The 25,908-nt window shown below is 45.3% G+C and carries 23 protein-coding genes; 18 read left to right on the plus strand and 5 right to left on the minus strand.

Features of this window, described 5'->3' with window-relative positions; genetic code table 11:
* The first annotated feature begins 536 nt into the window (after positions 1 to 536).
* The 3 genes from C7Y66_RS20805 (at position 537) to C7Y66_RS20815 (ending at position 4,390) form a co-directional block, all read left to right on the plus strand.
* The gene (locus C7Y66_RS20805; protein ID WP_106547056.1) at positions 537 to 782 is read left to right on the plus strand and encodes a hypothetical protein; all 246 of its coding nucleotides are present in this window, start codon (positions 537 to 539) and stop codon (positions 780 to 782) included.
* 124 nt (positions 783 to 906) lie between these two features.
* Positions 907 to 4,065 (plus strand): phosphoenolpyruvate carboxylase, encoded by a 3,159-nt coding sequence (locus C7Y66_RS20810; protein ID WP_106547057.1) that lies wholly within the window; start codon positions 907 to 909, stop codon positions 4,063 to 4,065.
* Positions 4,066 to 4,126: 61 nt separating this feature from the next.
* Positions 4,127 to 4,390, plus strand: a complete 264-nt coding sequence (locus C7Y66_RS20815; RefSeq protein WP_233222775.1) for a hypothetical protein — start codon at positions 4,127 to 4,129, stop codon at positions 4,388 to 4,390.
* A 144-nt stretch (positions 4,391 to 4,534) separates the two neighbouring features.
* Here C7Y66_RS20815 and C7Y66_RS20820 read toward each other — a convergent pair whose 3' ends face one another.
* Positions 4,535 to 4,921, minus strand: a complete 387-nt coding sequence (locus C7Y66_RS20820; RefSeq protein WP_106547075.1) for a hypothetical protein — start codon at positions 4,919 to 4,921, stop codon at positions 4,535 to 4,537.
* Positions 4,922 to 5,127: 206 nt separating this feature from the next.
* Here C7Y66_RS20820 and C7Y66_RS20825 point away from each other — a divergent pair, with 206 nt between their 5' ends.
* Positions 5,128 to 5,427, plus strand: coding sequence for a DUF4090 family protein (locus C7Y66_RS20825; protein WP_106547059.1), 300 nt, complete (start codon positions 5,128 to 5,130; stop codon positions 5,425 to 5,427).
* Between the two features lie 98 nt (positions 5,428 to 5,525).
* On the opposite strand, the gene C7Y66_RS20830 is transcribed toward C7Y66_RS20825, so the two are convergent.
* From C7Y66_RS20830 to C7Y66_RS20845, 4 genes are all read right to left on the minus strand, one after another.
* The gene (locus C7Y66_RS20830) at positions 5,526 to 5,921 is read right to left on the minus strand and encodes a calcium-binding protein (RefSeq protein ID WP_106547060.1); all 396 of its coding nucleotides are present in this window, start codon (positions 5,919 to 5,921) and stop codon (positions 5,526 to 5,528) included.
* 264 nt (positions 5,922 to 6,185) lie between these two features.
* Entirely contained in the window at positions 6,186 to 7,085 is a 900-nt protein-coding gene (locus C7Y66_RS20835) for a DUF4336 domain-containing protein (protein WP_106547061.1), read from the minus strand.
* An 88-nt stretch (positions 7,086 to 7,173) separates the two neighbouring features.
* Positions 7,174 to 7,671, minus strand: a complete 498-nt coding sequence (locus tag C7Y66_RS20840) for a DUF427 domain-containing protein (RefSeq protein ID WP_106169610.1) — start codon at positions 7,669 to 7,671, stop codon at positions 7,174 to 7,176.
* A gap of 137 nt (positions 7,672 to 7,808) precedes the next feature.
* On the minus strand, positions 7,809 to 9,131 hold the full coding sequence (locus C7Y66_RS20845) for a glutamate-5-semialdehyde dehydrogenase (RefSeq protein ID WP_106547062.1): 1,323 nt from the start codon (positions 9,129 to 9,131) through the stop codon (positions 7,809 to 7,811).
* Positions 9,132 to 9,225: 94 nt separating this feature from the next.
* Here C7Y66_RS20845 and C7Y66_RS20850 point away from each other — a divergent pair, with 94 nt between their 5' ends.
* The 14 genes from C7Y66_RS20850 to C7Y66_RS20915 all read left to right on the plus strand — a co-directional run bounded on the left by C7Y66_RS20850 (position 9,226) and on the right by C7Y66_RS20915 (position 25,886).
* The gene (locus C7Y66_RS20850; protein WP_106547063.1) at positions 9,226 to 9,756 is read left to right on the plus strand and encodes an O-acetyl-ADP-ribose deacetylase; all 531 of its coding nucleotides are present in this window, start codon (positions 9,226 to 9,228) and stop codon (positions 9,754 to 9,756) included.
* A 118-nt stretch (positions 9,757 to 9,874) separates the two neighbouring features.
* A complete protein-coding gene (speY, locus tag C7Y66_RS20855; protein WP_106547064.1) occupies positions 9,875 to 11,056 on the plus strand; it encodes a deoxyhypusine synthase in 1,182 nt (393 codons plus the stop codon).
* Between the two features lie 460 nt (positions 11,057 to 11,516).
* Positions 11,517 to 12,635, plus strand: coding sequence for a Gfo/Idh/MocA family protein (locus C7Y66_RS20860; protein WP_106547065.1), 1,119 nt, complete (start codon positions 11,517 to 11,519; stop codon positions 12,633 to 12,635).
* 629 nt (positions 12,636 to 13,264) lie between these two features.
* On the plus strand, positions 13,265 to 14,173 hold the full coding sequence (locus C7Y66_RS20865; RefSeq protein WP_106547066.1) for an AraC family transcriptional regulator: 909 nt from the start codon (positions 13,265 to 13,267) through the stop codon (positions 14,171 to 14,173).
* Positions 14,174 to 14,657: 484 nt separating this feature from the next.
* Complete coding sequence (locus C7Y66_RS20870; RefSeq protein WP_106547067.1) at positions 14,658 to 16,667, plus strand: AGE family epimerase/isomerase; 2,010 nt, start codon at positions 14,658 to 14,660, stop codon at positions 16,665 to 16,667.
* Between the two features lie 10 nt (positions 16,668 to 16,677).
* Positions 16,678 to 17,406, plus strand: coding sequence for a DJ-1/PfpI family protein (locus C7Y66_RS20875; RefSeq protein WP_106547068.1), 729 nt, complete (start codon positions 16,678 to 16,680; stop codon positions 17,404 to 17,406).
* 115 nt (positions 17,407 to 17,521) lie between these two features.
* On the plus strand, positions 17,522 to 18,376 hold the full coding sequence (locus tag C7Y66_RS20880; protein WP_106547076.1) for a type 1 glutamine amidotransferase domain-containing protein: 855 nt from the start codon (positions 17,522 to 17,524) through the stop codon (positions 18,374 to 18,376).
* Between the two features lie 131 nt (positions 18,377 to 18,507).
* The gene (locus C7Y66_RS20885; protein WP_106547069.1) at positions 18,508 to 20,199 is read left to right on the plus strand and encodes a thiamine pyrophosphate-binding protein; all 1,692 of its coding nucleotides are present in this window, start codon (positions 18,508 to 18,510) and stop codon (positions 20,197 to 20,199) included.
* 110 nt (positions 20,200 to 20,309) lie between these two features.
* Positions 20,310 to 21,008, plus strand: coding sequence for an EthD domain-containing protein (locus C7Y66_RS20890; RefSeq protein WP_106547070.1), 699 nt, complete (start codon positions 20,310 to 20,312; stop codon positions 21,006 to 21,008).
* Between the two features lie 14 nt (positions 21,009 to 21,022).
* Positions 21,023 to 21,337: a hypothetical protein gene (locus C7Y66_RS20895; protein ID WP_106547071.1), complete on the plus strand. Its 315-nt coding sequence runs from the start codon at positions 21,023 to 21,025 to the stop codon at positions 21,335 to 21,337.
* A gap of 23 nt (positions 21,338 to 21,360) precedes the next feature.
* Complete coding sequence (locus tag C7Y66_RS20900; RefSeq protein WP_106547072.1) at positions 21,361 to 21,675, plus strand: Nif11-like leader peptide family natural product precursor; 315 nt, start codon at positions 21,361 to 21,363, stop codon at positions 21,673 to 21,675.
* Between the two features lie 17 nt (positions 21,676 to 21,692).
* Positions 21,693 to 23,240 carry a GMC family oxidoreductase gene (locus C7Y66_RS20905; RefSeq protein WP_106547073.1) on the plus strand — a complete coding sequence of 516 codons (1,548 nt, stop codon included), beginning with the start codon at positions 21,693 to 21,695 and terminating at the stop codon, positions 23,238 to 23,240.
* A complete protein-coding gene (locus C7Y66_RS20910) occupies positions 23,227 to 24,861 on the plus strand; it encodes a GMC family oxidoreductase (protein WP_233222776.1) in 1,635 nt (544 codons plus the stop codon). The genes C7Y66_RS20905 and C7Y66_RS20910 overlap by 14 nt, the downstream gene beginning before the upstream one ends.
* 2 nt (positions 24,862 to 24,863) lie before the next feature.
* Positions 24,864 to 25,886, plus strand: coding sequence for an alpha/beta fold hydrolase (locus C7Y66_RS20915; RefSeq protein WP_106547074.1), 1,023 nt, complete (start codon positions 24,864 to 24,866; stop codon positions 25,884 to 25,886).
* Positions 25,887 to 25,908 lie beyond the last annotated feature (22 nt).

The following is a 25,908-nucleotide window of genomic DNA, read 5'->3' on the forward strand; positions in this document are numbered from 1 at the left end:
ACCCAGTTACAAAACTGTTCCCACAAGGAAGCGCTTTCGCGTCTTTGTAATGTGGTTGTCATGGTTCTATGTATTGCTAATTAAACAACAGGAATGTTGCTTGCTTTGGTATGAATCAGGCTCCGTACTTGGTTGCCTGTAAATATATCTTTACACAACTTCAGCAAAAATTTCACATACTGCTAATTCTATTAAGTAATATTAAAGCAAGGCATATATAAAAAAAAGTTATATTTGAAGAGGAAAATTTCTGTCTGTAAGTAATATTCGCAATAAATTTATAGCGATCGCAGCAACTGAAGTGAGGGCAGTCGCTGCTTTGTCAAGCAGAATTGGTAGGTAAATAGTTGGTTCAAAGTAGTATAAATTTGAAAAATCCTCAGTGGGGAAATATTTGAATGTAATAAGGTATATTTCTAAAGGGGGATGAAAAAAATTTAGATTTCAGCAGCCCTAGCAAGTGACTTAAACAGTTGTAATTTGCGCGATCGCGCCTCCTAAAATAGAGGTAAAGACTCACTCCAATCGAGGTTTAGATGCCTACTTCCAATTCCAACCTCAAAGAAACTGCAGGCGTAAAAGTATTATTTTTTTCAATTCCCAACAATTTCCTATTGCAGCTCGGTACTGGCTCTCTACTACTTGGGCTAGTTGGAGGTAAAGCTGTAGCTCAGGCAGTCACAGCTATTGGGCAAGCCAGTGAAGAAGTATTTCGTGGCGATCGCTTGCCAGTTTTGCCATTTCCAGAAGCAGAAACGACATCAGAACCTAGTGACGCATAATTTGCATCGTGCCTAATTCGTCAGGATTTCGATTAAAGATAAAGATTGTCGCTTCGACAACGAATTAGGACAGCATTCAACTCTACAATTATTAATTGTTCCTGGCTCTACTCGAACAGACCCTATGACTTCGCTCCTCCACTCCCATGATGAAGCTTTGACTATCAGCACCTCTCCCTTTGATTTGTTTTTGAGGCAACGCCTGCAAACAGTAGAGGAGTTGTGGGAGTCTGTTCTGAAACAAGAATGCGGTCAAGAATTAGTAAATCTCTTGGCGCAATTACGCGATTTATGCTCGTCAGAAGGACAAGCGATCGACGAGCAAATAGCGGAAGTCGTACAATTAATCTCTCAGTTAGAATTGAACGAAGCAATTCGCGCTGCGCGTGCCTTTGCACTCTATTTTCAGTTAATTAACATTGTCGAGCAGCACTACGAGCAACGCCAACAGCTGAGTATCAGTCGCGCTTTGCATCAAAAAGCAGCTAAGCAGCTACATCAAACGCCACAACCCACCTCCACAATTAACGGACATCAAACAGCAGATGTAAATCGAGATCCTGGCGTAGAGCTGTTAGAAAAAAACTGGCACGCTACCCAGCAACAGCAAAAACAAGGGACTTTCCACACCTTGTTTCCCCATCTACGGCAGATGAACGTACCGCCGCAACACATCCAACGGTTGATCGACCAGTTAGATGTCAGATTAGTTTTCACGGCGCACCCAACTGAGATCGTGCGCTCTACAATTCGGGACAAGCAAAGACGCTTAGCCAAGCTACTGCAACAGCTCGATCGGATTGAGGAAAGTACGGGCAGTATTGAAGGTGCTAATCCTTGGGAAGCAGAAGCCCTGCGGGAACAGCTCACAGAAGAAATTCGCCTCTGGTGGCGCACTGACGAGTTACACCAGTTTAAGCCAGCAGTGTTAGATGAGGTAGAGTACGCCCTGCACTACTTCAAAGAAGTTCTGTTCGAGCAAATTCCCTTGCTGAATCACAGATTTAAACACGCTCTGGCAGCTGCCTTTCCCCGCTTGCGTCCGCCTAGTAATAACTTTTGCAAATTTGGTTCTTGGGTGGGATCGGATCGGGATGGCAACCCCTCAGTGACACCCCAAGTTACGTGGCAAACAGCTTGCTATCAGCGCCAGCTGGTATTGGAAAAATACATTCATTCAGTCAAGCGGCTGACGAACTTGTTGAGTATATCGCTGCACTGGAGCGATGTCCTGCCAGATTTATTAGAATCTCTGGAGCAGGATCGGTTGCAGATGAACGAAGTGTATGAAGCACTTGCCCTGCGGTATCGTCAAGAACCGTATCGACTCAAGCTTGCCTACATTTTGAAGCGACTAGAGAATACATTCGAGCGTAACGCGCGCCTGTACAACAAGAATCTGCGCAAGCAAGAAATTCAAGAAGAGAACGTTACTACGGCAGTCTATAAATCTGGGCTTGACTTTCTCGCAGAATTACGACTCATTCAACGCAACTTGTCAGAGACAGGCTTAAACTGCCGAGAACTGGACAGTCTGATCTGCCAGGTGGAAATTTATGACTTTAACCTAGCTCACCTCGATATTCGCCAAGAATCTTCTCGCCACGCCCATGCTTTTAATGAAGTGTTGGAATATCTACAAATTCTGCCTCAGTCATATAACGAATTGTCAGAAGCAGAAAGAGTCAAGTGGTTGTCGGGAGAATTGCAGACTCGTCGTCCGTTGATTCCCGCCGAACTACCTTTTAGTGAAAAAACCAACGAAGCGATCGAAACTTTGCGTGTCGTGCGTTTGTTACAGCAAGAGTTTGGCGTGCAGGTTTGCCAGACTTACATTATCAGCATGAGCCGCGATCTGAGCGATTTGCTAGAGGTGCTGTTACTAGCTAAAGAAGCTGGACTCTACGATCCAGCAACAGGAATCGGCACGATCCAAGTTGTACCTCTATTTGAGACGGTAGAAGACTTGCAACGCGCCCCCAGCATCATGCAACAGCTATTCGAGCTGAAGTTTTATCGCGCTTTGTTAGCGGGAGGGTATGAAGCGATAAAACGAGAGTCGGGAGTCGGGAGTCGGGAGTCGGTGGGACAAGGGGGGCAAGGAGACAAGGAGACAAAGAGACAAGGAAGCAATTCTAGTCACCAGCCACTAGCCACTAGCCACTCTCCACTGACTCCTCACTTACAAGAGGTGATGTTGGGTTACTCAGATAGCAACAAGGATTCTGGGTTTCTCAGCAGCAATTGGGAAATTCACAAAGCGCAAAAAGCACTCCAACAAGTTGCCGAACAGCATGGAGTCGATTTGAGAATTTTTCACGGACGCGGTGGCTCAGTAGGACGCGGTGGTGGTCCTGCATACGAGGCAATTTTGGCTCAACCCGGACATAGTATTAATGGCAGAATTAAGATTACCGAACAAGGTGAAGTTTTAGCCTCTAAATACTCGCTGCCAGAGTTGGCGCTTTACAATTTGGAAACGATTTCGACTGCCGTGATTCAGGCTAGCTTGCTACGCACGGGATTTGATAATATTCAACCGTGGAATGAAATATTAGAAGAGCTAGCAGCGCGATCGCGGCAACATTATCGCGCCCTGATCTACGAGCAACCAGATTTCATTGACTTTTTCCACCAAGTAACTCCGATTGACGAGATCAGCCAGTTGCAAATCAGCTCTCGTCCCGCCCGACGACAAGGCGGAAAAAAAGATTTAAGTGGTTTGCGGGCAATTCCTTGGGTGTTTAGTTGGACGCAAAGCCGTTTTCTCTTACCTGCTTGGTATGGTGTTGGCGCAGCTTTGCAGGAATTTTTAAACGAGGAACCCGAGCAACACCTCAAATTGTTACGTTATTTCTACATGAAGTGGCCCTTCTTCAAAATGGCAATTTCTAAAGTAGAGATGACGCTGGCAAAAGTAGACATGCAAATCGCTCATCACTACGTCAAGGAGTTATCGAAACCCCAAGACTTAGAACGATTTGAGCGGCTATTCGAGCAAATTTTGCAAGAGTTTCACCTCACAACTGACTTAGTACTGAGTATTACAGGTCATAAACGCCTGCTCGATGGCGATCCAGTCCTACAGCAGTCCGTACAGTTGCGAAGCGCCACGATTGTACCGTTAGGATTTTTGCAGGTTTCATTGCTGAAGCGACTGCGGCAATACAGCAATCCCAGTACGACAGGCATTATTGATTCCCGTCACAGCAAAGGCGAATTATTGCGCGGTGCGTTGTTAACTATCAATGGGATTGCTGCCGGGATGAGGAATACTGGTTGATTGGTAGTTGGGAGTTGGGAGTTGGCGATCGCATTTACAAATGACCAATGACCAATGACCAATGACAAATAAAAAAAGAATGTTGGTTTGCACCTTTGTAGCGTTGGCAGCGGGATGTTTTGGTGCGATCGCTGGTGGGCAAATTAGTGCATGGGTACACCAGCAAAACTGTCAACAATTCCAGTGGGGAGGCAAGGAAATTTGTCAAGCTTGGGCGATCCCAGGAGCGCTCTGGCAAGGTAGTACGACTGGATTTTGGGTTGGCGAAGTTGTAGGTGCGTTACTGGCTGGTTTGGCAACACAACGAGGGACAACTGACAACTGATAACTGATAACTGTACGGGTGGGTATGAAGCGAAGATTATGGCTAAAGCCCGTGAATCTGCTTGCGCGCACCCGCACGGACAGTTTGCTCAACGGGGGATACCCCCGCACGCAACTGTCCTCCCCGACGACAACTGATAACTGTTCACTGGTCACTGGTTGCAGTAGGTGTTTGCAAGCTCTCCCAACTCTTCCACGTATTGGTATTCGTGTCAAAACAGCGCCAGCTCAACTGTTCTGCTTCTTGGTAGCAAATCAAGACGCGGTGGCTATATGGGTAGCTGCTACTGATGTAAGATACTACTTGTTGTAGAGGGGTTGTTTTGCGACTGAGCCGCCTAGCTACAGCCTGGTTGGGGCATTCAATTAGCATGGCTGAGTGTCCGTCAATGTAAGTCAGAGAAAAGACAGACATGCGCAAAATTGCCCGCAACCAACTTTCAGTATGGTCAAAATACTCGTCTACAATCCTGTTAGTAAATGCTCTTTGCAACGAACGGTCGTTGGAGTTGGGTTTGAGAGAGTCTGACATAGTGGCGCTTGTGAGTGGCTGGCTTGAGGTTAGATCGAAAATGTTGAGAGTGACAAGTAGGCGATTCCCTTCGGGATAGCTTCGCATCGCGCGCAATCCGAGCAGAAATTTTTCTATTTGTAACAGAAAAATTTTGTGGATGCTTTTTGTTTTGATTTTGCCAATCTCTCTTGGTAGAATGCATCCGTAGATCTTCTCATATAGCCATGTCTGCGGAAACGTCACTAGATAACACTTTGGGAGCAGATGCCGTCGATCGCGCGATCGCGGCTGGAATTGATTTAGACGGCTCCCCTATTCCTCCTGTCAAGTTGGAACTTTACCATCAAGTCATGGCGCTAGAAGCAGGAAGACAGCGCAGTGGCGTGTCAAATACGATGCGATCGCGGATCGTGCGCATCGGTGCGAAGCACATCCCCCAAGCGGAACTCAACCAAATGTTACTCGACGCTGGTTTTGCTCCACTTAAGGATAAGGAAGTCGCTTTTTATTACGGGAATAAATAGGGGACAAGGGGGACAAGGGGGACAAGGGAGAAATATAACTGGTCGCGATCGCTGGTCACTGGTCACTGGTCACTGATAACTGCTCCCTACTCCCTCAATTACCACTCATAGCCGCGCTCGACCCAATAGTACCAATCTTCGATCGCTTCTAACGTGTCGTCATCAACTTCCATTGGTACGACATCATATAAAGGTACGGCAAAAGTATCTTCCGTACCCTCTTCTTGATAAACAATTTCTACATACATATCGTCTTGGCATTCTTCTTCCGATGCCATTCCGATAACTTCGACTTCTTCACCTTCGATTTCTACTTCATCTTCCGAATCAATCGATCGCTCTTCTGAAATCCAAATGGCGTTGAAAGGAAACTTAACTTTCTTATCGAGATAGTAATACCAACCTAGTCGCCGTTCCTCTTCGTCATAGGCATCAACGACGACTTCCATGTCGATTCTTTCTTCTCTGCTTGCGTCGATTTCCAACTCGGACATAGGAAACCTCACCACGATTGGCTGAGCGTAAATATTTCCAAGCACAAACATTTTAGATGCTAGCAATACTAGCTAAACAATTAGGTTAAAAATTTTAAAGCGCCAAGTGTAGAAATCACTGGAGAAAGATGAATTTAACTTTACCTTAAGTTGCGATCGCGTCAACAGTTTTGCAACTCATTTCTAAAAGGGCGATCGAATTAAAAATATTTGCCAGAACGATAACGTTAGGCTGCTGTACAACTGTGTATCGGTAAGAAGAGTTTATGTACTTCTATCCTGTTTTATAAGTCGTGGATAGATGAGATCGGCAGTCAACACAATTATTGCGTGAATTGGTAAGATAACTAATAGAAGTGTTGAAAACCGCGCCATAGCCATCACGCCTTCAACAATGGGAGACTGCGGAACAAGCCAGTCGAAGGCTGATTCTAAGAAGTTTGCAACCTGTTCCTTTCCCTCTACACACAACCAGGGGCTGTGAGCAACTATTGCACGTTCAGGCTCCCAAGCACGAACGGTCTGAAGAGAATTACGCAAAGATGCTCTGTCAAAGATGTGTGCGTACTGCACGCCACGCGGCGTATGCTGATACATTTGGTTCCACCGAGTGGTAATGCGCGAAATAAATGAAAAGGTCGATGGATCGAAGTCCATGACCAGATCGGTAAAGATTATGGTGCGTGATGCTAGATGGAAAAAGACAATCTCATCAAACCATCCGTTCCCCGATCCAAAAATGCACTGCTCGATCTGACCAGCCCATTCGGGTTCAGGCGTATTTGTAGATAACGTTTTGTAGAAGGTTAAGTCCTTGCGCTTTAGAGCTAGTCGTGGTGATGCATAGAGTTTGGCATCAGGATACGCTTGGCTCCAGTCTCCCAGGTATAGGTGGTGTAGGTGATTGGGTGAGACGAGGTATCTTACAACCCCAAGCGTATCAACATCGGCACGGATATCGGGATTGAGTTGAATTGGAGAAAGAATGAAAAGGCTATCCTCGTCGAGGCGGATAACAACTGAACGATGCGTATAGGGATAGCGGGGCTGCATCGGAGGACGGAAGCAGACGCACTCCTTTGCCTCAATTGTCCAAATGTTAGAGGCAACTTGAATTAGACCACTTTTTGGTTGGTTAGGAACTAGGCGAAAGCTTTGTACCACGAAGTACCTCGGTTTGGATTCTATGTGAATTGGGGCTACGGTATTGGCTGCCTCACCGATGATTCAGTTCTAGCGGACGCTCGACAAATTACCAACCCCAACTACCAGGAACGCCTTTAAATGGTCCAACAATATCGTTCGTAATCCAGCCGCCATAAAAGTTACCTGGTTGAGGCTGTACTTTTTCCCCATCGACATAGCAAGCATCCATGACATGGGCATAAAAAGCTACATAATCCTTAATCGTGGCAAAACTTGGCGTTGGGTCGGGATAAAACCAAGCTACATTCTCAGCCTGTTTGTCGCCGACAACAATAGTGTAATATCCCGCTCGACCTTTCCATTCGCAAAAACTCGAATTGGGTGTTCTGACGAGGTACTCCATTTTAATATCGCTAGGAGGGATATAGTAAACCGGAGGATGGCTGGTTTCGAGTACGCGCTTGGCATGGCGAGTATTGGCAATTTCTACACCATTGAAAATAATTTGAATCTGCTTGTTAACATCCTCCAAGCGAGGAGGTCTAGGGTAATCCCAGACTGATTCTTGACCAGCAGCGGGTTGAATGCGTTGAGGATGCGCCATATGCTAATTTTTGTAGTTATCAATGTTTGAAGGTAGATATTGTTGCAAAGAGCCGATCCCCCTAGCCCCCTTAACAAGGGGGAACCGCCCATAGCCCCCCTTAATAAGGGGGGTTGGGGGGATCTTCTGCGGCATAGTCATAAAGAATTGGTATAACCTAAATCCTTGTGGGTGAAAGATTTAGCATTCGTCCCCGTGTAGGTAGCAGCGATGTGTCCGTCGCCTGTTAGCTGGTATTTGTATGTAACTAATCCTTCTAAACCAACAGGACCACGGGGTGGTAATTTGTGGGTGCTGATGCCAACTTCTGCACCAAAGCCGTAGCGAAAACCATCAGCAAAGCGAGTCGAACAGTTATGATAAACTCCTGCTGCATCGACTTGGGCTAAAAATGTTTTGGCAGTTGTCGGATCTTCAGTGACGATCGCCTCTGTATGTCGCGATCCGTGGGTATTAATGTGGGCGATCGCTTCTTCTAGAGAATCTACCACCATTATTGACAAAATCAAATCGCTGTATTCCGTCGTCCAATCTGCTTCTGTCGCCGCAGCCGCATCGATGATTTTGCGGGTGCGATCGTCACCACGCAATTCTACTTGACGTTCTTGTAATGCACGGGCAACTAACGGTAGAAATTCAGGGGCAATATATTGGTGTACTAATAGAGTTTCTATGGCATTGCAAGCAGCGGGATAATGGGTTTTGGCATCAACAGTAATCTCTACTGCCTTGGCAATATCAGCTGCTTTATCTATGTAAGCGTGACAGATACCATCTGCATGACCTAAAACAGGAATGCGGGTGTTTTCTTGTACGAAGCGCACGAAAGAGTTAGAACCCCTGGGAATAATCAGATCGACATATTCATCTAATCGCAACAGCGCCATTGTCTCTTCTCGGGTTGTCAGCAATTGGACTACGGCTGGGTTAATTTCTGTTTGAGAAAGTCCGTGGTGGATCGCTTTGACGATCGCCTCGCAAGATCGGACGGCTTCCTTACCACCTTTAAGGATGACACCATTTCCTGATTTGATTGCCAATAAGGAGATTTGAATTGCTGCATCGGGTCTAGCTTCAAAGATGACACCTAATACTCCCAGAGGGCAAGTAATTCGCTGAAGAATTAACCCTGTATCTAATTCACGGTGAATCTGTACCGCACCGACGGGATCGGGTAATTTCCCCACATCTCGCACCCCCGCGATCGCATCTTTGAGTTTAGTTGCATCCAATTTGAGGCGATTGTATAGTGGTTTGGCAATTTTTTCCGCTTCAGCTGCTTTGCAATCAGCCGCATTTGCTGCCAAAATTTCCTCAGCTTGGGCTTCTAACGATTGAGCGATCGCTTCAATTGCTCGATTTTTCGCTTCAGTAGATAAGACTGCAAGTTGACGCGCGGCATCGCGAGTAGAAAGAGCGATCGCGCTGAGGGAATGGGATTCGATCTGGGTGGCAGTCATGAATCGATCTCAAAGATATCCAGCCAAAGTGTAACAAAATCTGGGTGCTGTTTGATGTTGAAATAAATTGGTAATGGGTAATTGGTAATGGGTAATGCTAGACAAAATTACGGTGATTCAAGGTGATATTACTCAATTGCAGGTGGATGCGATCGTCAATGCTGCTAATAATTCACTGTTGGGTGGTGGTGGCGTAGATGGGGCAATTCATCGCGCGGCTGGCTCCCAGTTGTTAGCAGAATGTCGTCAGTTAAGGGGGTGTGCCACAGGTGCAGCTAAAATTACTCAAGGGTATAACTTACCCGCCAAGTGGGTGATTCATACAGTCGGTCCGGTGTGGGAAGGTGGCGATCGCGGTGAGGATGAACTTTTAGCAAGTTGTTATCGCAGTAGCTTGACTTTAGCAGTGCAACATGAAATTAAAACCATTGCTTTTCCCGCTATCAGCACGGGTGTGTATCGCTTTCCGATCGATCGCGCCGCACAAATTGCTGTGAGCGAAGTTCAGGCTTTTTTGTCTACCAATGATTCGATCTCGCAAGTCATTCTTGTCTGTTTTAGTCAATCGACATGCGATCGCTTTCTTAAAGCATTGCAACAAGTAAGTGAAACATCGCTAGATTAGATCGGCGTATCTGTTTCTGTCGGGACTCGGTAATCATTGTAGAGACGTTACATGTAATGTCTCTACAATGTGGTTTGTCCCCTTGTCCTCCTTATCCCTTCTAACTTGGAGTGAAATAATGTCAAAACTGCCCAGCAACAAGATCGATCCCGCACCCATGACGGTGGATGTTAGCGTTGTGGATCTGATCGATAATTACTTCACGGCATATAATTCGGCACGATTGCGGGAAATTTGCCAACTATTGAGTCGAGAAGTGTTTCGCGAGGGTGTCACTGTAGGTTTAAGCTTATCAGGAGCTATGACCCCTGCTGGATACGGAGTTTCTGCCCTAGCGCCTCTAATTCGACATGGTTTTATCGACTGGGCGATCAGTACTGGTGCGAATCTCTATCACGACATGCACTATGGGTTAGGTTTTGAACTGTATAAGGGTAATCCGTTTGTAGACGATGTAAAATTGCGTCAGGAAGGCACGATTCGCATTTATGACATTATGTTTGGTTATGACGTGCTGCTGGAAACTGATGCTTTCATTCGTAAGATTCTTCAAGCGGAACCTTTCCAAAAACGCATGGGAACGGCAGAATTCCACTACTTACTGGGTAAATACATCCGTGAAGTTGAAAAGCAAGTTGGGGTAAAGCATTCTTGTTTGCTGGCGACGGCTTATGAATGCGGCGTACCGATCTATACTTCTTCGCCTGGAGATAGTTCAATTGGCATGAACGTTGCAGCTTTGGCTTTGGAAGGCTCGAAATTAATTCTCGATCCGTCGCTGGATGTGAATGAGACAGCTGCGATCGCCTATTCTGCTAGAGAATCTGAAGGGAAAAGCGCGGCGTTGATCCTTGGTGGTGGTAGTCCCAAAAACTTCTTATTGCAAACCCAACCCCAACTTCACGAAGTACTAGGGTTGGAAGAACGAGGACACGATTACTTTATCCAGTTTACCGATGCGCGTCCCGATACTGGCGGTTTATCTGGAGCTACCCCCAGCGAAGCTGTCAGTTGGGGAAAAATCGATCCGGAAGAACTTCCCAGTACAGTTGTCTGTTATACCGACAGCACGATCGCCCTTCCCCTCGTTACCGCATACGTTCTCAACCAGTGTCCCCAGCGTCCCCTGAAACGTCTATACGATCGCCGCGAACAGATCCTAGAACAACTCCGCACCGATTACTTAGCTGCTAAAACTCAACCTACAGATAAGATTCCGGCTGCGGTGGCTGATGCTGCTACAGAACAACCGATCGCGACTTATCCGTGTGGAAGAGTAATTCCACAACATTCTTCGTGAAATTCAAAAGTAAGGTGGGCAACGTCCACCTTACTAAAACATCTTATCTATCATCGGATAGATGAATTTAAAAAATAATATTATTTGAGTAGCAATTAACACCTCGGTCGCTAATTATTAAATCTTGTTCTTGTTATTAGAAGACCGCTTCCGCAGACCGTTCTTACCTGAACGGGCGATCGCCGCTTAAGAAAGTGGTGTGTGGCGAGAGGGGTGTGGGGTGTGGTTAGGCACATCAGACTCATCCGCTAGATAGAGTTGCGGGGCAAACAATTCGCACCATTGGCTAGAGGAAAGGAGCTGTTTGGCTTTTTACTATAGTTGGGTGGTTGAGAAAAATTGTGAATAGTTTGACAAGAATAGTTTGACAAATAGACAGTAGAGAGCGCACGAGCAGTAATATCTACTTCAAGTAGCGATCGCCCAATTGCATTATATAGACGGAAGCCAGGAGTAACACATGACAGCCTCAAACGAACAGCGCAAAATTCGCTATGCAGTAGTCGGCTTGGGGTGGATTTCCCAAGTCGCAGTACTACCAGCCTTTGCTAATGCTGAAAATGCTGAATTAGTGGCTCTGGTTTCAGACAATCCAACCAAGCGAGAGGATTTGGGCAAAAAATATAAGGTGCAAAAAACTTATTCTTATGCAGAGTACGATCGCTGTCTTGAGAGTGGTGAGGTTGATGCTGTCTATATTGGCTTACCCAATCACCTGCATCGAGAATACACCGTACGAGCCGCACAAGCTGGGGTACACGTACTCTGCGAAAAACCTATGGCGGTTACAGAGCAAGACTGCGAGGCAATGATTGCAGCTTGCCAAGATAGTGATGTCAAACTGATGATTGCCTATCGCTTGCACTTCGAGCCTGCAAATATGCAAGCGGTAGAAATCGTGAAATCGGGACTAATTGGCGAACCGCGATTTTTTAGCTCGGTGTTTGCCCAGCAGGTAGAAGAGGCAAACGTCCGCGTCAAGAAAGCTTTGGGTGGCGGCGTTCTAGACGACATGGGCATTTACTGCATCAATGCCGCTCGTTACATATTTCAAGATGAGCCAGTTGAAGTATTTGCTGTGGGTGCTAGCAAGCCAGAATCGCGCTTTCAGGAAGTAGCAGAAATGCACAGTGTGATTCTGCGGTTTCCCGAAGATCGGTTAGCGACGTTTACTTGTAGCTTCGGTGCTGCTCCCGTAGGAAGCTATCAAATCGTTGGTACAAAAGGAGATTTGAGGCTAGATCCTGGTTATGACTTTCAAGGAGCGCTGACGCATTACTTAACAGTCGATGGCAAAACTCAAGAACGGACTTTTCCACCTACCGATCAGTTTGCCGCAGAATTAATTTACTTTGCTGATTGCATACTACAAAACAAAGATCCAGAACCATCAGGGATTGAGGGTTTAAACGATATTCGGATTATCCGCGCCCTCGATCGCGCTATTGAAACTGGTAGCCCTGTACAGTTAGGCAGGCTAGAAAAGCAACAACACCCCTCAGCCGCTCAAATTATCGAGCGTCCACCGATTCATCAGCCAGAACTAATTCACGCTGCCGATCCTTCAGGAAAGTCTTAACGACTAATCATTAGTCATTGTGTCATGCAAAGGTCATTTTTTGTCCCCTTCTACTAGCTTTTTAGAAGTGAATGCATTATTTTATACTAATAAGCCAAACTGCTTGAAAGGCTGAAAGTGGTTGTTGTGCAAAGCTTTGAAAACTGAAATGACTGAGCGAAATCGAGCGCTTTTAGCGACAATATGACACTCTTGCAATGCGAACAGAAGACTGAAGCTCGAAAAGATAGTGATATATGCCGCTCTCAATCGATTCCAACCACTGAAATAGAGCAGCGATCGCGTATGATAAAATTCATCTTTCCGCAAAAATCAATAAATCCTTAATAACATCACAATAAGAGCGTAGTTGGTTTACAGCGGAAACAGCACGTATATAGATGGGAAAAGACGATTATGCTCAAGAAGCATAATTTCAATTACTAATAAAAAATTGAGTTGTTTCGAGTAGTAAAAATTGCTACTTAAATCTTCTTCAACTACGTACACGCTTTTTTTTTACTTCCTTTTCTTCAGAATTCTATTACAAATTATCAGAAAAGCTTGGCAAATATTTAAGCATAATTCTGGAAAGTAGTAAACTCTGCCTGTAGTGATTGAGTAGAGTAGCCTTTACATCATATTTTGTCATGCAGTTAGCTAATCGCGTTGCAATTCCACTGCGGACTCTGACTTTACCCGAACAAACCCCCGAGCAACAAAGGATAATAGTATTTCACTCTACAGGCTCTTCAAACTCACAATTATCACGCCCTCACTCTCATACATTTTTTGAACTTTTTTTTGTTGAAGAGGGTGAAGGTTGGTATTCAATAGGCGATCGCCCTATTTGGGCTAAACCTGGCGATCTATTTTTACTCGCTCCTGGTGAGGTTCACGATCCGAGTGGACTCGATGATGCAACTAAGTGGGTTGTTGGTTTCAGTGCCGAAGCTCTTAACCCTACCTGTGCTGAAGCCGATATGCTCTTAATGTTACCCGATCGCCTGCTAAACTCATTTGTTCAAACTGAAAATGCCCGAACCAAACACTATTACGTTCCAACTGAGATTCGATCGCGCTGGTTAATTCTACTGGGACAACTCAAAAGCGAACTCTGCGATCGGGGATTTGGTTCTACTGAAGCAACCCGCGCTCTGTTAATTCTATTACTGATAGAAACTGCTAGACTCGCTGCATCTGAACTACCTGAATCAAAAAAATCTTCGCCGCAAGCTCGCCCCATAGTAAAACAAGTTTTGTGCTTTATTGATGCTAATTATCGCAACTCCATTGGACTGCAAGAAGTGGCTAAAGAGGTTAACCTTTCCCCTGCTTATCTCACTGACATGATCCGCCGAGAAACTGGCAAGACTGTACTAAGTTGGATTGTCGAACGTCGGATGACAGAAGCTCGTCGCTTGCTTTTAGAAACCGATCTGGCTGTCATTCAAATTGCCGAAGCAGTTGGCTATTGTGATGCGGGTTATTTCATTCGCCTATTTCGACGACTGAACGGCACAACCCCCCAGGCATGGCGAGTTATGTATCGCGGCTAGCATAAAAGTTAACAATCAAAAGTTAACAGTCAAAAGTAGGGTGGGCAACGCTCACCCTACTGATTATTTGCACTCAAAGATTTGAATGTAAATTAATCTTTCACTTGCATAATTTTAGCGAGATTGAGTGAAGAGAAGCTACGAGTATAAAATATCGAATCGATCTGCTCATATTTTTCATAAAAAATGTCCAATTGTACAAAAAAAATGTCCATTGATGTTCGAGTTTATCTTGCATAAACTAGTAAACATAGAACAAATAGATCAAGGGCGATCGACCAATGTAATGTAGTCAAACGAGCGAAACTTTAAAACATAGTTCTACTTAACAATTTCTTCAGTTAATGCTCTGATTTGAAAAAAATTGATGATTTTGCGAATAGTAGTTTGTGATTTCTGCATTACATCGATCGCAAAGTTGAAATATCGCTACATTTTTGAAGGTTGAGATGATGCAATCAGCCCTAATTCGAGGAAAAAAACAATGAGACAGTTTACAATTAGTACGACCCTAATGGGTAACGTGACTGAAATCAGAGAGCAAGAAGCTGCCTTTCATATTAAATGCAGAAGTGGTGACGAACTCGTCGTCAATGTAGGTAGAGAAACCCAATTTCAGTTTGTACAAAATTTAGATGGAATTAACCGCGATCGCTATCCAACTCCAGAAGGTTTCGAGAGAAATCCGTCACAGTTAGTCAAGAAATATATTCAACGCGATCGCTTAGTTGTCGTTCAAGGTGTATATCTAGAAGACGATCCCCATCGTCGCCTTGACGCGCGAGTTATTAATATCTTGCACACACCTGAAGGCAAATTTCTGTTCGAGCAAACGCATTGGTGGTTAGTTCAAATTGCTCGTTTAGCTGATACTTGGTTAGGTTTCTTATTTCCGAATAAGATGACTTATGAAATTGATGATTTCAAACTGTATCAGACCAATTTAAACATTATTGGTTTGCCTACCGATGATAAACTGCAAGAAAGTTCGACACTATCGCGTTTGATCTACGGTCTATCTTCAGCTTACTTACTCACTGGATGCGAAAGCTATTTATCTGCGGCGCGTGCGGGAGTTCAGTATCAAAGAGAAACTTTTCGCGGCTTAACGAGCGATGGCAAACATTGTTTTTGGGCATCTGGGAAGCGCAAGACAGACTACAGCTATCAACTGTACATGACTTCGCAAAATGGTGACGATCTCAACACAATTCCGCTCTACGAACAAATATATGCCTTAGCTGGATTAGCTCAATACTATCGAATTACCCTCGACTGGGAAGTACTGGATGATATTCAGCGAACAATTCGCACCTTTAACGATTACTATCTAGACCTTGAATCGAAATATGGGGAGAATGCTTTTGGAGATTACTTCTCACACCTCGATTATGCAACTCTAAGTTGGGATAATGAGGCGTTAGGTGATAACAAAGCGAGGAAGAATTGGAATTCCATCGGCGACCATATTCCAGCTTATTTGGTCAATCTCATGTTAGCTCTTGAGCCATTGCCGAGAACTTGTGGCAACTTTGAAGAACTTCAGAAGTTTTTAAATATCTGCAAAAAGATTCTCCACACAACCAGTACGATTATCATCGAGCAGTTTCCCGATCCAGATTCGAGCGTGCCATTTGTGAACGAAAGATTTTTCCGCAACTGGCAACCAGACCAATCTTGGCGCTGGCAGCAAAATCGTGCCGTGATCGGACACAATCTCAAGATTGCCTGGAACCTGACTCGCGTTGCCAATTACTACTACTTTACGGCTGATAAATCCATAGCTGACAACCCGGAAGCAGCAGAGCCAACAAAACAGTTTGCCGATAAGTTGATGAAGCTAGCTGATAAATTAGGTTCGACAATGGCTGAGATTGGTGTCGATCTATTCCGAGGCGGAATTTTTGATACCGTAGAGCGCCATCCTAGCAACGGATTCTCGCTAGAATTCCCTTGGAGCAACACAAAAGACTTTTGGCAACAAGAACAAGCTCTCCTCGCTTACTTAATTCTGCATGGTTGCAGTAATGAGGATGAGACGCAAAAGCAAAAGTATCTGGAACTTGCTCAAGAGACAGCCGCTTTCTGGAATTTATTCTTCCTCGATCAAGACAGCAAAGGAATCTTTTTCCGAGTCACCGAAAGTGGAATGCCTGTAATTCAAGGTGGTTATGGAAATAAAGGCGGACATGCAATCTCTGGCTATCATGCCTTCGAGCTAAATTATTTAGCTCACATCTATATGAGTTCTTACGTCACGAAACAACCTTTCTGCCTTTACTTCAAACCGAATAAAAATTGTCGGCAGCGCTCTATTAATGTCTTACCTGATTTTGTCAGACCTAATAGCTTGCAAGTTAGCCGCATCAGCATTGATGGTAGCGATCGCGATGATATCGATCCCGATAACTTCCGAATTAATCTGAGCGAAAAAGAATTTCAACTCGGTTCGGAAGCAGAAATTATTGTACAGCTAAAGCCTTTAAGCGCGTAGGAGCAAACACATGACCGCGAGAATGCTTGAAGGCAAGAAAATCGCTGTACTGGTTGAAACTGAGTACATTCCTTATGAGATTGAAGCATATCAAACACGCTTTGCCGAACTAGGTGCAACCGTCGATCTCATGTCTCGGCTGTGGGGAAATCAGAGCGTTCGCTTTGCCGCTGATGTCGATAGCGTAGAAGTAGCAGACCAGATTAACAGGCAAGAAACATCCCTCGCAACACTAGAAGTCAACATCGACTTTCAAAACGTAGATCTGAACGAATACGCAGCTGTCATCATGGCTGCAAATTACACCAGCGTCCGCCTGCGCTACTTTCAACCCCCACAAGGACAACAAATCAGTCCAGAACAGACTCGCACTGCTCCAGCAGTCCAATTCTTTGCTAAAGCAATGGCGAATCCCCAAATTATCAAAGGGTTGCTGTGCCACGGCTTATGGTTGCTTACGCCAATGCCAGAGTTACTGAAAGGACGACGAGTGATTTGTCACGAAGTTGTCTTAGCAGACATCACGAATGCAGGTGCAATTTACGTACCACCCCCTCCTAATTCCGAGCCAAACGACCCCAAAAATATTGTGGTTGACGGCGACATGGTGACGGGACGAGCAGGACATGATGTCAACGCATTTATCGATGCGATCGCGACTCAAATCAAGCAGAATTCGGAATACCCCTGCGGGGAAGCAAGCTACGGAATTCGGAATTCGGAATTAACTACGCACTAATGTGCGGGCGGGTTTACCTAACAAATAACTTGTGTGGTACAGAAATCTAGGAACAAACTCGCCCCTACAACCAATTACCAATTACCAATTATCAATTACCAATTTAGAGGTTCCAATGACTAGAAAGATTTTGATTATTCTATCGGAATGGGGTTACTGGGGCGAAGAATTGATCGGTCCCCTAGAAACCTTCGATGCTGCTGGGTATCAAGTGGACTTTGCAACGCCAACAGGCAAAAGACCTGTAGCCCTCACCCCTAGCATGGATGCTACATTCGTCGATCCGCCTTTAGGTCGCCCTGTCGTTTCTCAAGAAATGGCAGAGAAAGTTCGCGCTATGGACGACCCCAATAACCCCCGCTTAAATAATCCAATCAGCTTGAGAGATTGGCTACCTGAAAGACCTTATTGGAGTTCTCCTAAATTTCTGCGGGAAATGGAAGCCTACTACCGCAGACTTGAGGAAATCCGCGCCAAAGATTTAAGTCAATACGATTCGATGTTAATCGTTGGTGGTAGCGGTCCTCTGGTGGATTTAGTCAACAACCAAAGAGTCCACGATTTAATCCTCAACTTCTATCAAATGGATAAGCCCATTGCTGCCGAATGTTATGGCGTTCCCTGCCTTGCCTTTGCCCGCGACATCAACGATCGCAAAAGCATTATCTGGGGCAAGCACGTTACAGGTCATTGTTTGGAATATGACTACAAAGACGGTACGGGATTTATGGGAACGAACGTCAATCCTAACTTAGGTGATATTAACTTCGGTCCTCCGTTCTATCCACTAGAGTACATTCTGCGCGATGCTACGGGACCAGAAGGGCAATTCCACGGTAACGTCGGGCATGAAGTTTCAGTCATTGTCGATTACCCCTTCGTCACAGGTCGTTCCACCCCAGACTCCTATGCAACTGGTCAGCGGTTGGTAGAGGTTTTGGAAAAGGGATTGAGACGGTACGGCTGGTAGTGGAAGAGGACAAGGGAGACAAGGGAGACAAGGGAGACAAGGGAGACAAGGGAGACAAGGGAGAAATTACAGGTTACTGGTCACTGCTCCCTACTCCCTGCTCCCTGCTCCCTCTCTAAAAGGAAAAAATCATGGAAAAAAGAAACGGTAGATTTGCAATTATCGAGCAATTACTTGCTGATGGTATCCGCTACATGTTCGGCAACCCCGGTACATCTGAAGAGGGGTTTCTCGATGCACTCAGCGATTATTATCCAGAATTTGAATACATTCTTGCCTTACAAGAAACGATCGCGGTAGCGGCTGCTGATGGCTACGCTCGCTCTACTAAAAAGCCTACTGTCGTGCAACTGCATAGTGGCGTTGGTCTGGGTAATGGGATCGGAATGTTGTATCAAGCAATGCGCGGTCATGCGCCGCTAGTGGTACTGGCGGGTGAATCTGGCATCCAATACGATGCGATGGATGCGCAGATGGCAGCAGACTTAGTAAGTATGGCAAAGCCTGTCACTAAATGGGCAACTAGGGTCGTTCATCCGAGTTCGCTGCTGCGGGTATTGCGTCGAGCGATCAAAATTGCCGCTACGCCACCGATGGGTCCGGTTTTTGTCTCTCTGCCAATGGATGTGTTGGATGCGCCAAATGAGGAAGAAGTCGTTCCCACCTCGATCCCCATTACGCGAGTTGCTCCCGAACCGGAGGCGATCGCCAAAGCTGCGTCAATGCTGGCTACAGCATCCAAACCACTGATTATCGTGGGCGATGGTATAGCTTATTCCGACGCTCAGGCAGAATTAACCCGCGTCGCCGAATTAACTGGCGCTCAAGTCTGGGGTTCGGATTCATCGGAACCAAATATGAGTGCAACCCATCCGTTGTTTGGTGGCTTGCTAGGTCATATGTTTGGCGAAGTCAGCAGTCGCATTACATCTCAAGCCGATGTCGTGCTGATCTGCGGTACATATGTTTTCCCCGAAGTCTTTCCTGCATTATCCGGTGCGTTTGCACCTAATACAAAAATCATTCATATCGATCTGAATGCTTACGAAATTGCTAAAAATTTCCCTGTAGATCTCGGTATAGTCAGCGATCCGAAAATGACCCTTGCTAAATTGGGTGCTGAATTAGAAAAAATAATGACTGCCGAGCAAAAGCGGCTAGTCGGTCAAAGAATTGCCCAAATTGCTGAAACGAAAAAGCAGCACATGACGGAACAGTTTGAAGCTGACAAAGCTGTGCATGACATAGTACCTCTGCATTTATCACAGTTTGCTGAGGAACTCGCCAGACATTTACCACCAAACGCGATCGTCTTCGATGAGGCTATTACTCATTCTGAAGAGCTGTGTCGCTACATTCCACCAACGACGCTGGGGCATTATTTTCAGACGCGGGGTGGTTCTTTAGGTGTGGGTATTCCTGGTGCAATTGGGATTAAGCTTGCCCATCCCGACAAAACGGCGATCGGTTTTTCGGGTGATGGTGGCGCAATGTACACGATCCAAGCATTGTGGACGGCTGCTCACCACAATATCGACGCTAAATTTGTCATTTGCAACAATCGCAGCTATCGCATTCTAAAGTTGAATATTTTGCAGTATTGGCAAGAACAGCAGCTTCCGCAAGCCGAATTTCCTGCATCTTTCGATTTATGTCATCCCGATCTGCGGTTTGACGAGCTAGCACGGGCGATGGGAGTACAAGCCGTGCGCGTGGAAACACCAGAGCAGATCAAACCCGCGATCGCTCAAGCTCTGTTCCACAACGGTCCTTTCCTGATCGATCTTGTCATTAGTAATGAAGTCCCAGGAGCGATCGGCTAGGGAGAAGAGAGCTGGGGGAGCAATTCAAAATTCAAAATTCAAAATTCAAAATTAATTCTGAATTCTCCCCATCACACCCCACACCCTACACCCCGCACCCTTTCTTCACCATGATTCACCAATTAATATTTGCCCATCCCAGACCAGGGATGAGTGAGAAAGATTTTCAAGACTATTGGGTTAACATTCATGCGGTAAATTATGCCAGCAAAATTCCTCAAATTAGAAGATATTTAATCGATCTCAGAATTCCTTTTGGAGCCGAGCCAGTAGATCCGCTTTTTAGTGGTGTTGCTGAAATTTGGTTAGAAAATGAAGCAGAACAAATTGCTTCGCTTCAGTCTAAAGAGTTTATCGAAGGAGCGCGGCGAGATGAACCAAACTGGGCAGCATTTTGGCGGACGGTTGGGCTAGATACTACAGCTCACGTTTTAATGGAAGGCGAACCGTTACAAAGAGATTCTAAGCGCATCAAGCTTTTGATTATGGTGAAGCGAAAAGCTGGAATGCCATTAGCAGAGTTTCGCCAAACTATGTTGCACGGTCATGCTGCTAAAGTTATGAAAATTCCAGGTTTGCAACGCTATCTTCAATGCCACGTTCGCGATAGTTTTTATGCGATCGGTGAGTCTATTCTCGACTGTGTATCGCAACTTTGGTTTGACGATCTATCTTCTCTTGAGAAAGCTTTGAATTCGCCAGAATATGAAAATCTAATTCTACCGGAATTTGGGCATCTTTTTGAAACTAATTACGTTCATAGTATGGTGACCGCTGAAAACTGGATTATTGGTCCGGATTTTCGTTAAAGGAAATTTGATTTATGTCGAAAGCAAGTGTAATTGATTTTTTTAGAGTTTGTCATAGCAATACAAAATTGCTAGAAAAATTCGAGCAAAAGAACTTACCCGAAGTTATTTTTCACGCTAAAAGTTTGGGCTATAGCTTTAATGATGAAGAATTAGCTGAGGTCATCGGAAGCATGGAAGCTCAGATTATTATCGAGAGAATGGGTGAAGCGATCGGCGCTAATAGTAGTTTATGGCGGAAAATGTGGGGCAAGTCTCGCCTGCAATATGTAGTTGAAGAATTATTTCAGGCTTTTTCTGAGGCAGAACTAAAACAGTTTCTTAACTAAGTTTTTAAACTCGTCAAAATCCTATGGCAAGAATAGAAGTCGTTAATTTTTTACAAAAACTCGTCCACCAGTCTGAATTGCAAACCAAATTAAAAACTCTTCCTAAACTAGAAGTTTTGGCATATGCAGCGCAAGCAGGCTATAAGTTCACCGAGCAAGAATTCGACGATACTGTTTGGGGACTTGAGATTTATTTAGCAAATAAATTAGGGGAAAATTTCGATTTGACATTTAGTTTGTGGGAAACAATGTGGGGCAAATACTATCTGGAATATCTCGCTGCCAATGTCATTGATAGTTTATCCCAAAAAGAGATTGATGAGTTTCTAAACCAGTAAAAAAGGTGGACTAGTCAATGAATTTTGAACGTACATTTGATTACATTATTGTAGGTGCTGGCGCGGCTGGTTGTGTCATTGCCTACCGACTGATGAAAAATCTGGGTTGTAGTGTTTTGTTACTAGAAGCAGGCAGTCCAGATAACAACCCAGCCATCCACAACACAGATATGCAGTCGATGACTTCTCTGTGGGGTTCTAATGCAGATTGGGGTTACTCAACCGAACCAGAACCAGGTTTAGGCGATCGCCAAATCTCCATCGCGCAAGGCAAAGTTTTGGGTGGCGGAACCTCAATCAATGCCATGATGTACATTCGGGGCAATCGTCGCGACTACGATCGCTGGAAATATTTAGGCAACGAAGGTTGGAGCTACCAAGAAATCTTACCCTATTTCAAGAAATCGGAAGATTATGAAGGGGGAGCCTCGGAATATCGAGGTGTAGGGGGACCTTTACACGTCATTAACTATCGCAATCCCGCACCTGTATCCCAGGCTTTCGTGTCAGCAGCGATGGAATTGGGTTATGGGGGTAATGACTGGGACTGCAACGGCGCACAACAGGAAAACGGCGCATTTTTCTATCAATCGACTCGCACGCAAGATGATCGGCGTTGCAGTACGGCTGTTGCTTTTCTCAGACCAATTCTCGGACATCCCAATTTTGCGGTAGAAGTTAACGCGCAAGTCACCCGACTTTTATTTGCTAAACAGCGAGTTATTGGCTTGGAATATCTGCAAGACGGCAAAATTCACCAAGTTAAAGCCGAAGCGGAAGTAATTCTTAGTTGTGGTGCATTTGAATCTCCGAAATTATTAATGCTTTCCGGTATTGGAGCCGCCGAACATTTGCAAGCTCATAGTATTCCCCTTGTAGTTGACTTACCTGGAGTTGGCAAAAATCTGCAAGATCATTTGTTATTTGGAGTTGGATATAGCTGCAAGCAAGAACAACCCGTACCTAATCTGCTTTCCGAAGCAGGTTTATTTACTTACACCAGCAGCGACATCGATCGCAGTACGAACTCACCCGATTTGCAATTCTTTTTTGGACCCGTACAATTTTTAGAACCTCAGTATCGAGTTGATAGTCCTGGCTTTACTTTCGCACCAATTTTAGTGCAGCCGCAAAGTCGAGGAACTGTTTCTTTAAGATCTAACAATCCTCAAGATTTAGCTGTTTTGCGTCCTAATTACTTACAATCTGAAGCCGATCTTGAGGTGTTAATTCGAGGAATTGAATTATCGAGAGAATTAGTTAATACTCGCGCTTTTGATGAATTTCGCGGTGAAGAATTAGCCCCAGGAATTTCTGTCACCAGCAAAGCAGAATTAAGCACCTATATTCGACAAGTTGCTTCTACTGTCTGGCATCCAGTTGGGACTTGCAAAATGGGAAGCGATCGCGATGCTGTTGTTAATTCTCGACTGCAAGTCTATGGAGTAGAAGGACTGCGGGTTGCAGATGCTTCGATTATGCCCACAATTACGAGCGGAAATACGAATGCTCCTACCATCGCTATTGGTGAAAAAGCAGCCGATTTAATTATTGCCACTCGGTAGTTTAGCAAAACTAAAAACAAAAATTAATGAATGGGGGGCGATCGTGACAGAAACTTTTGATTATATTATTGTCGGTTCGGGTGCGGCAGGTGCAACCGTTGCCTATCGTTTGAGCGAAGTTGCTGATGCCAAAGTCTTAATTTTGGAAGCTGGCGGAACTCAAAATTGGGAAGCCATTGACGTTCCCTATCGCTGGAATGAATTGTTATTGACCGAAATCGATTGGGCTTACATGAGCGTTCCCCAGTCAGGATTAGCTAACAGACAAATCTATTCTGCGGCTGGCAAATTGATCGGCGGAACTTCCAATATTTATCACATGATTCATACCAGAGGTAAAGCCGCCGATTTTGATGATTGGGCTTACAATGGTTGTGCTGGCTGGTCTTTCAAAGACGTGCTGCCCTATTTTCAAAAACTCGAAAATCAGGAAGACGACACCAACCCTACTGCGGGTAAAGGTGGTCCAATTAATATCATTGATGCCAAATACGAAGGCAATCCAGCTTCACAAACTTTCATCGATGCCTGTGTAGAACTAGGATATCCTTACGTCAAAGATTTTAATGCCGAGGATTTTGGTGTTGGTTGGCATCACGTCGATATTAAAAATGGTAAACGTGCTGGAGTCAGAACTGCCTATTTAGAACCAGCTTTAGCTCGTCCTAACGTTACTTTAAGCAGCAATTCCCAAGCAACAAAACTATTAATAGAAAACAATCGTTGTGTAGGGGTTGAATATCAGCAAGACGGAGTTTTAAAGACTGTCAGAGCCGATCGCGAAGTGATTATTTGTGCGGGTGCAATTCAATCGCCAAAATTATTGCTACTTTCAGGTATTGGTAATCCCGAACAACTGCAACAATTCAACATACCTACTGTAGTCGATTTACCAGGTGTAGGAGAAAATTTTCACGACCATCCGCTGATTATCGGACCTATGGGCATGATGTCCGCACCAGGAGCCGATCCCAAAGGCAACATGACCGAAGTTGCCTTATTTTGGAAATCTGAACCGTCGATGCTGGTTCCCGATTTAGAAATTTGTTTGGTGCATCGCGCCCCATTTGGCGAATCATTTTTCGGTAACGTCATCCAACGCCTGCAAACAAATCAACCAATTGCGCCAGTCAGCCAGTTAGTCGATCCGAGAATCATTTTGGCGCTACCTGGTTTAGTGCGTCCGCTATCGCGTGGCTGGGTGCGTTTGGCAAGTAGCGATCCGATGGCTAATCCGCTGATTAACGCCAATTATGGCGCAGAAACATCGGACATCGATCGCATGGTCGAGATGGTAAAAATAGCCCGTCAGATTTATCAAACTCAAGCCTTTACTAAGTTAGGTTTGACAGAAATCAATCCAGGTCCAGAAGTCAACACTGAAGCAGCACTCAGAGATTGGGTAATTAACAATGTCGGTTCCTACTACCACTACGTAGGATCTTGCAAAATGGGTGTCGATCGCATGGCAGTTGTAGACACGCAACTAAAAGTCTACGGCGTGGAAGGATTGCGCGTCGCTGATGCTTCCATCATGCCTGCCATCCCCTCATCCAACCCTCATACAACAATCGTCGCGATCGGCGAAAGAGTCGCAGATTTTATTAAACAACAGAGGTAAATATGCCAGAACAATCACAAACAGAAATTTTCGATTTAGGTGACTTCCAACTATCAACTGGATTCATCCTTTCTAACGCCAAACTAGCGTATAAAACCCACGGTAAATTAAACGCAGCCAAAGACAATGCGATTCTGTTTCCACATTTTTTGGGCGGAGCGCCAGAAGCTCTAGAAATCTATATTGGCGAAGATCGTCCGCTCGACCCGCGCAAATACTTTATCATCTTACCTGGGTTATTAGGCAACGGTGTCTCTTCCTCGCCCAGCAACACAGCTCCACCATTCGATCGCGGAGCCTTCCCGCAAACTCATATTGCAGATGATGTTATCGCTCAGCATCGGCTCGTCACTGAAAAATTCGGCATCGACGAACTGTATTTAGTCCTCGGCTGGTCTGTTGGTGCGTTGCAAACTTATGAGTGGGCGGTTCGCTTTCCCCACATGGTCAAGCGTGCAGCTTCGATCGCGGGCGCTCCCAAGCCTTCTCCGTGGACTCTTTTGTGGTTGCGGACGGCAATTGAGGAGCCGATTTTATCCGATCCGGCATGGAATAACGGCTTCTACACCGATCCCCAAGCCGTACAAGCTGGATTGCGCCGTCAAGCACACGTCATGGCGCTGACACTACCACCGCTCGGCTTCTACCGTGAAGGCGAAGAAGTCTGGCGGACGATCGGCTTCGCTTCTATGGATGACTTCGTTTCTCGCTTTTGGGAAGCCTTTATGCTGCCCCAAGACCCCAACAATTTGGTGAATCAATCGCGCAAGACCCGCGCCGCAGACCCCAGTGCTGGTGGTGACTTGTCCGCCGCACTCAGCCGCATTAAAGCACAGATGTTTGTAGTTGCTTTCACTGGCGATCGCATGTTTCCGCCGGAAGAATGCCAGCGTGACGCTGAAAGGATTCCCAACGCTAAATACTGGGAAGTCAACAGCATCGGCGGACACTTGACCACATTCTCCCTGACCGAGCAAGACAGACAAGCAATGGATGATGTGCTGCGGCAAGTGCTAACAGCTTAGAAAGTGGGACAAGGGGGATAAG

It is taken from the genome of Chroococcidiopsis sp. CCALA 051 (assembly GCF_003015105.1).
Taxonomy (GTDB): domain Bacteria; phylum Cyanobacteriota; class Cyanobacteriia; order Cyanobacteriales; family Chroococcidiopsidaceae; genus Chroococcidiopsis; species Chroococcidiopsis thermalis.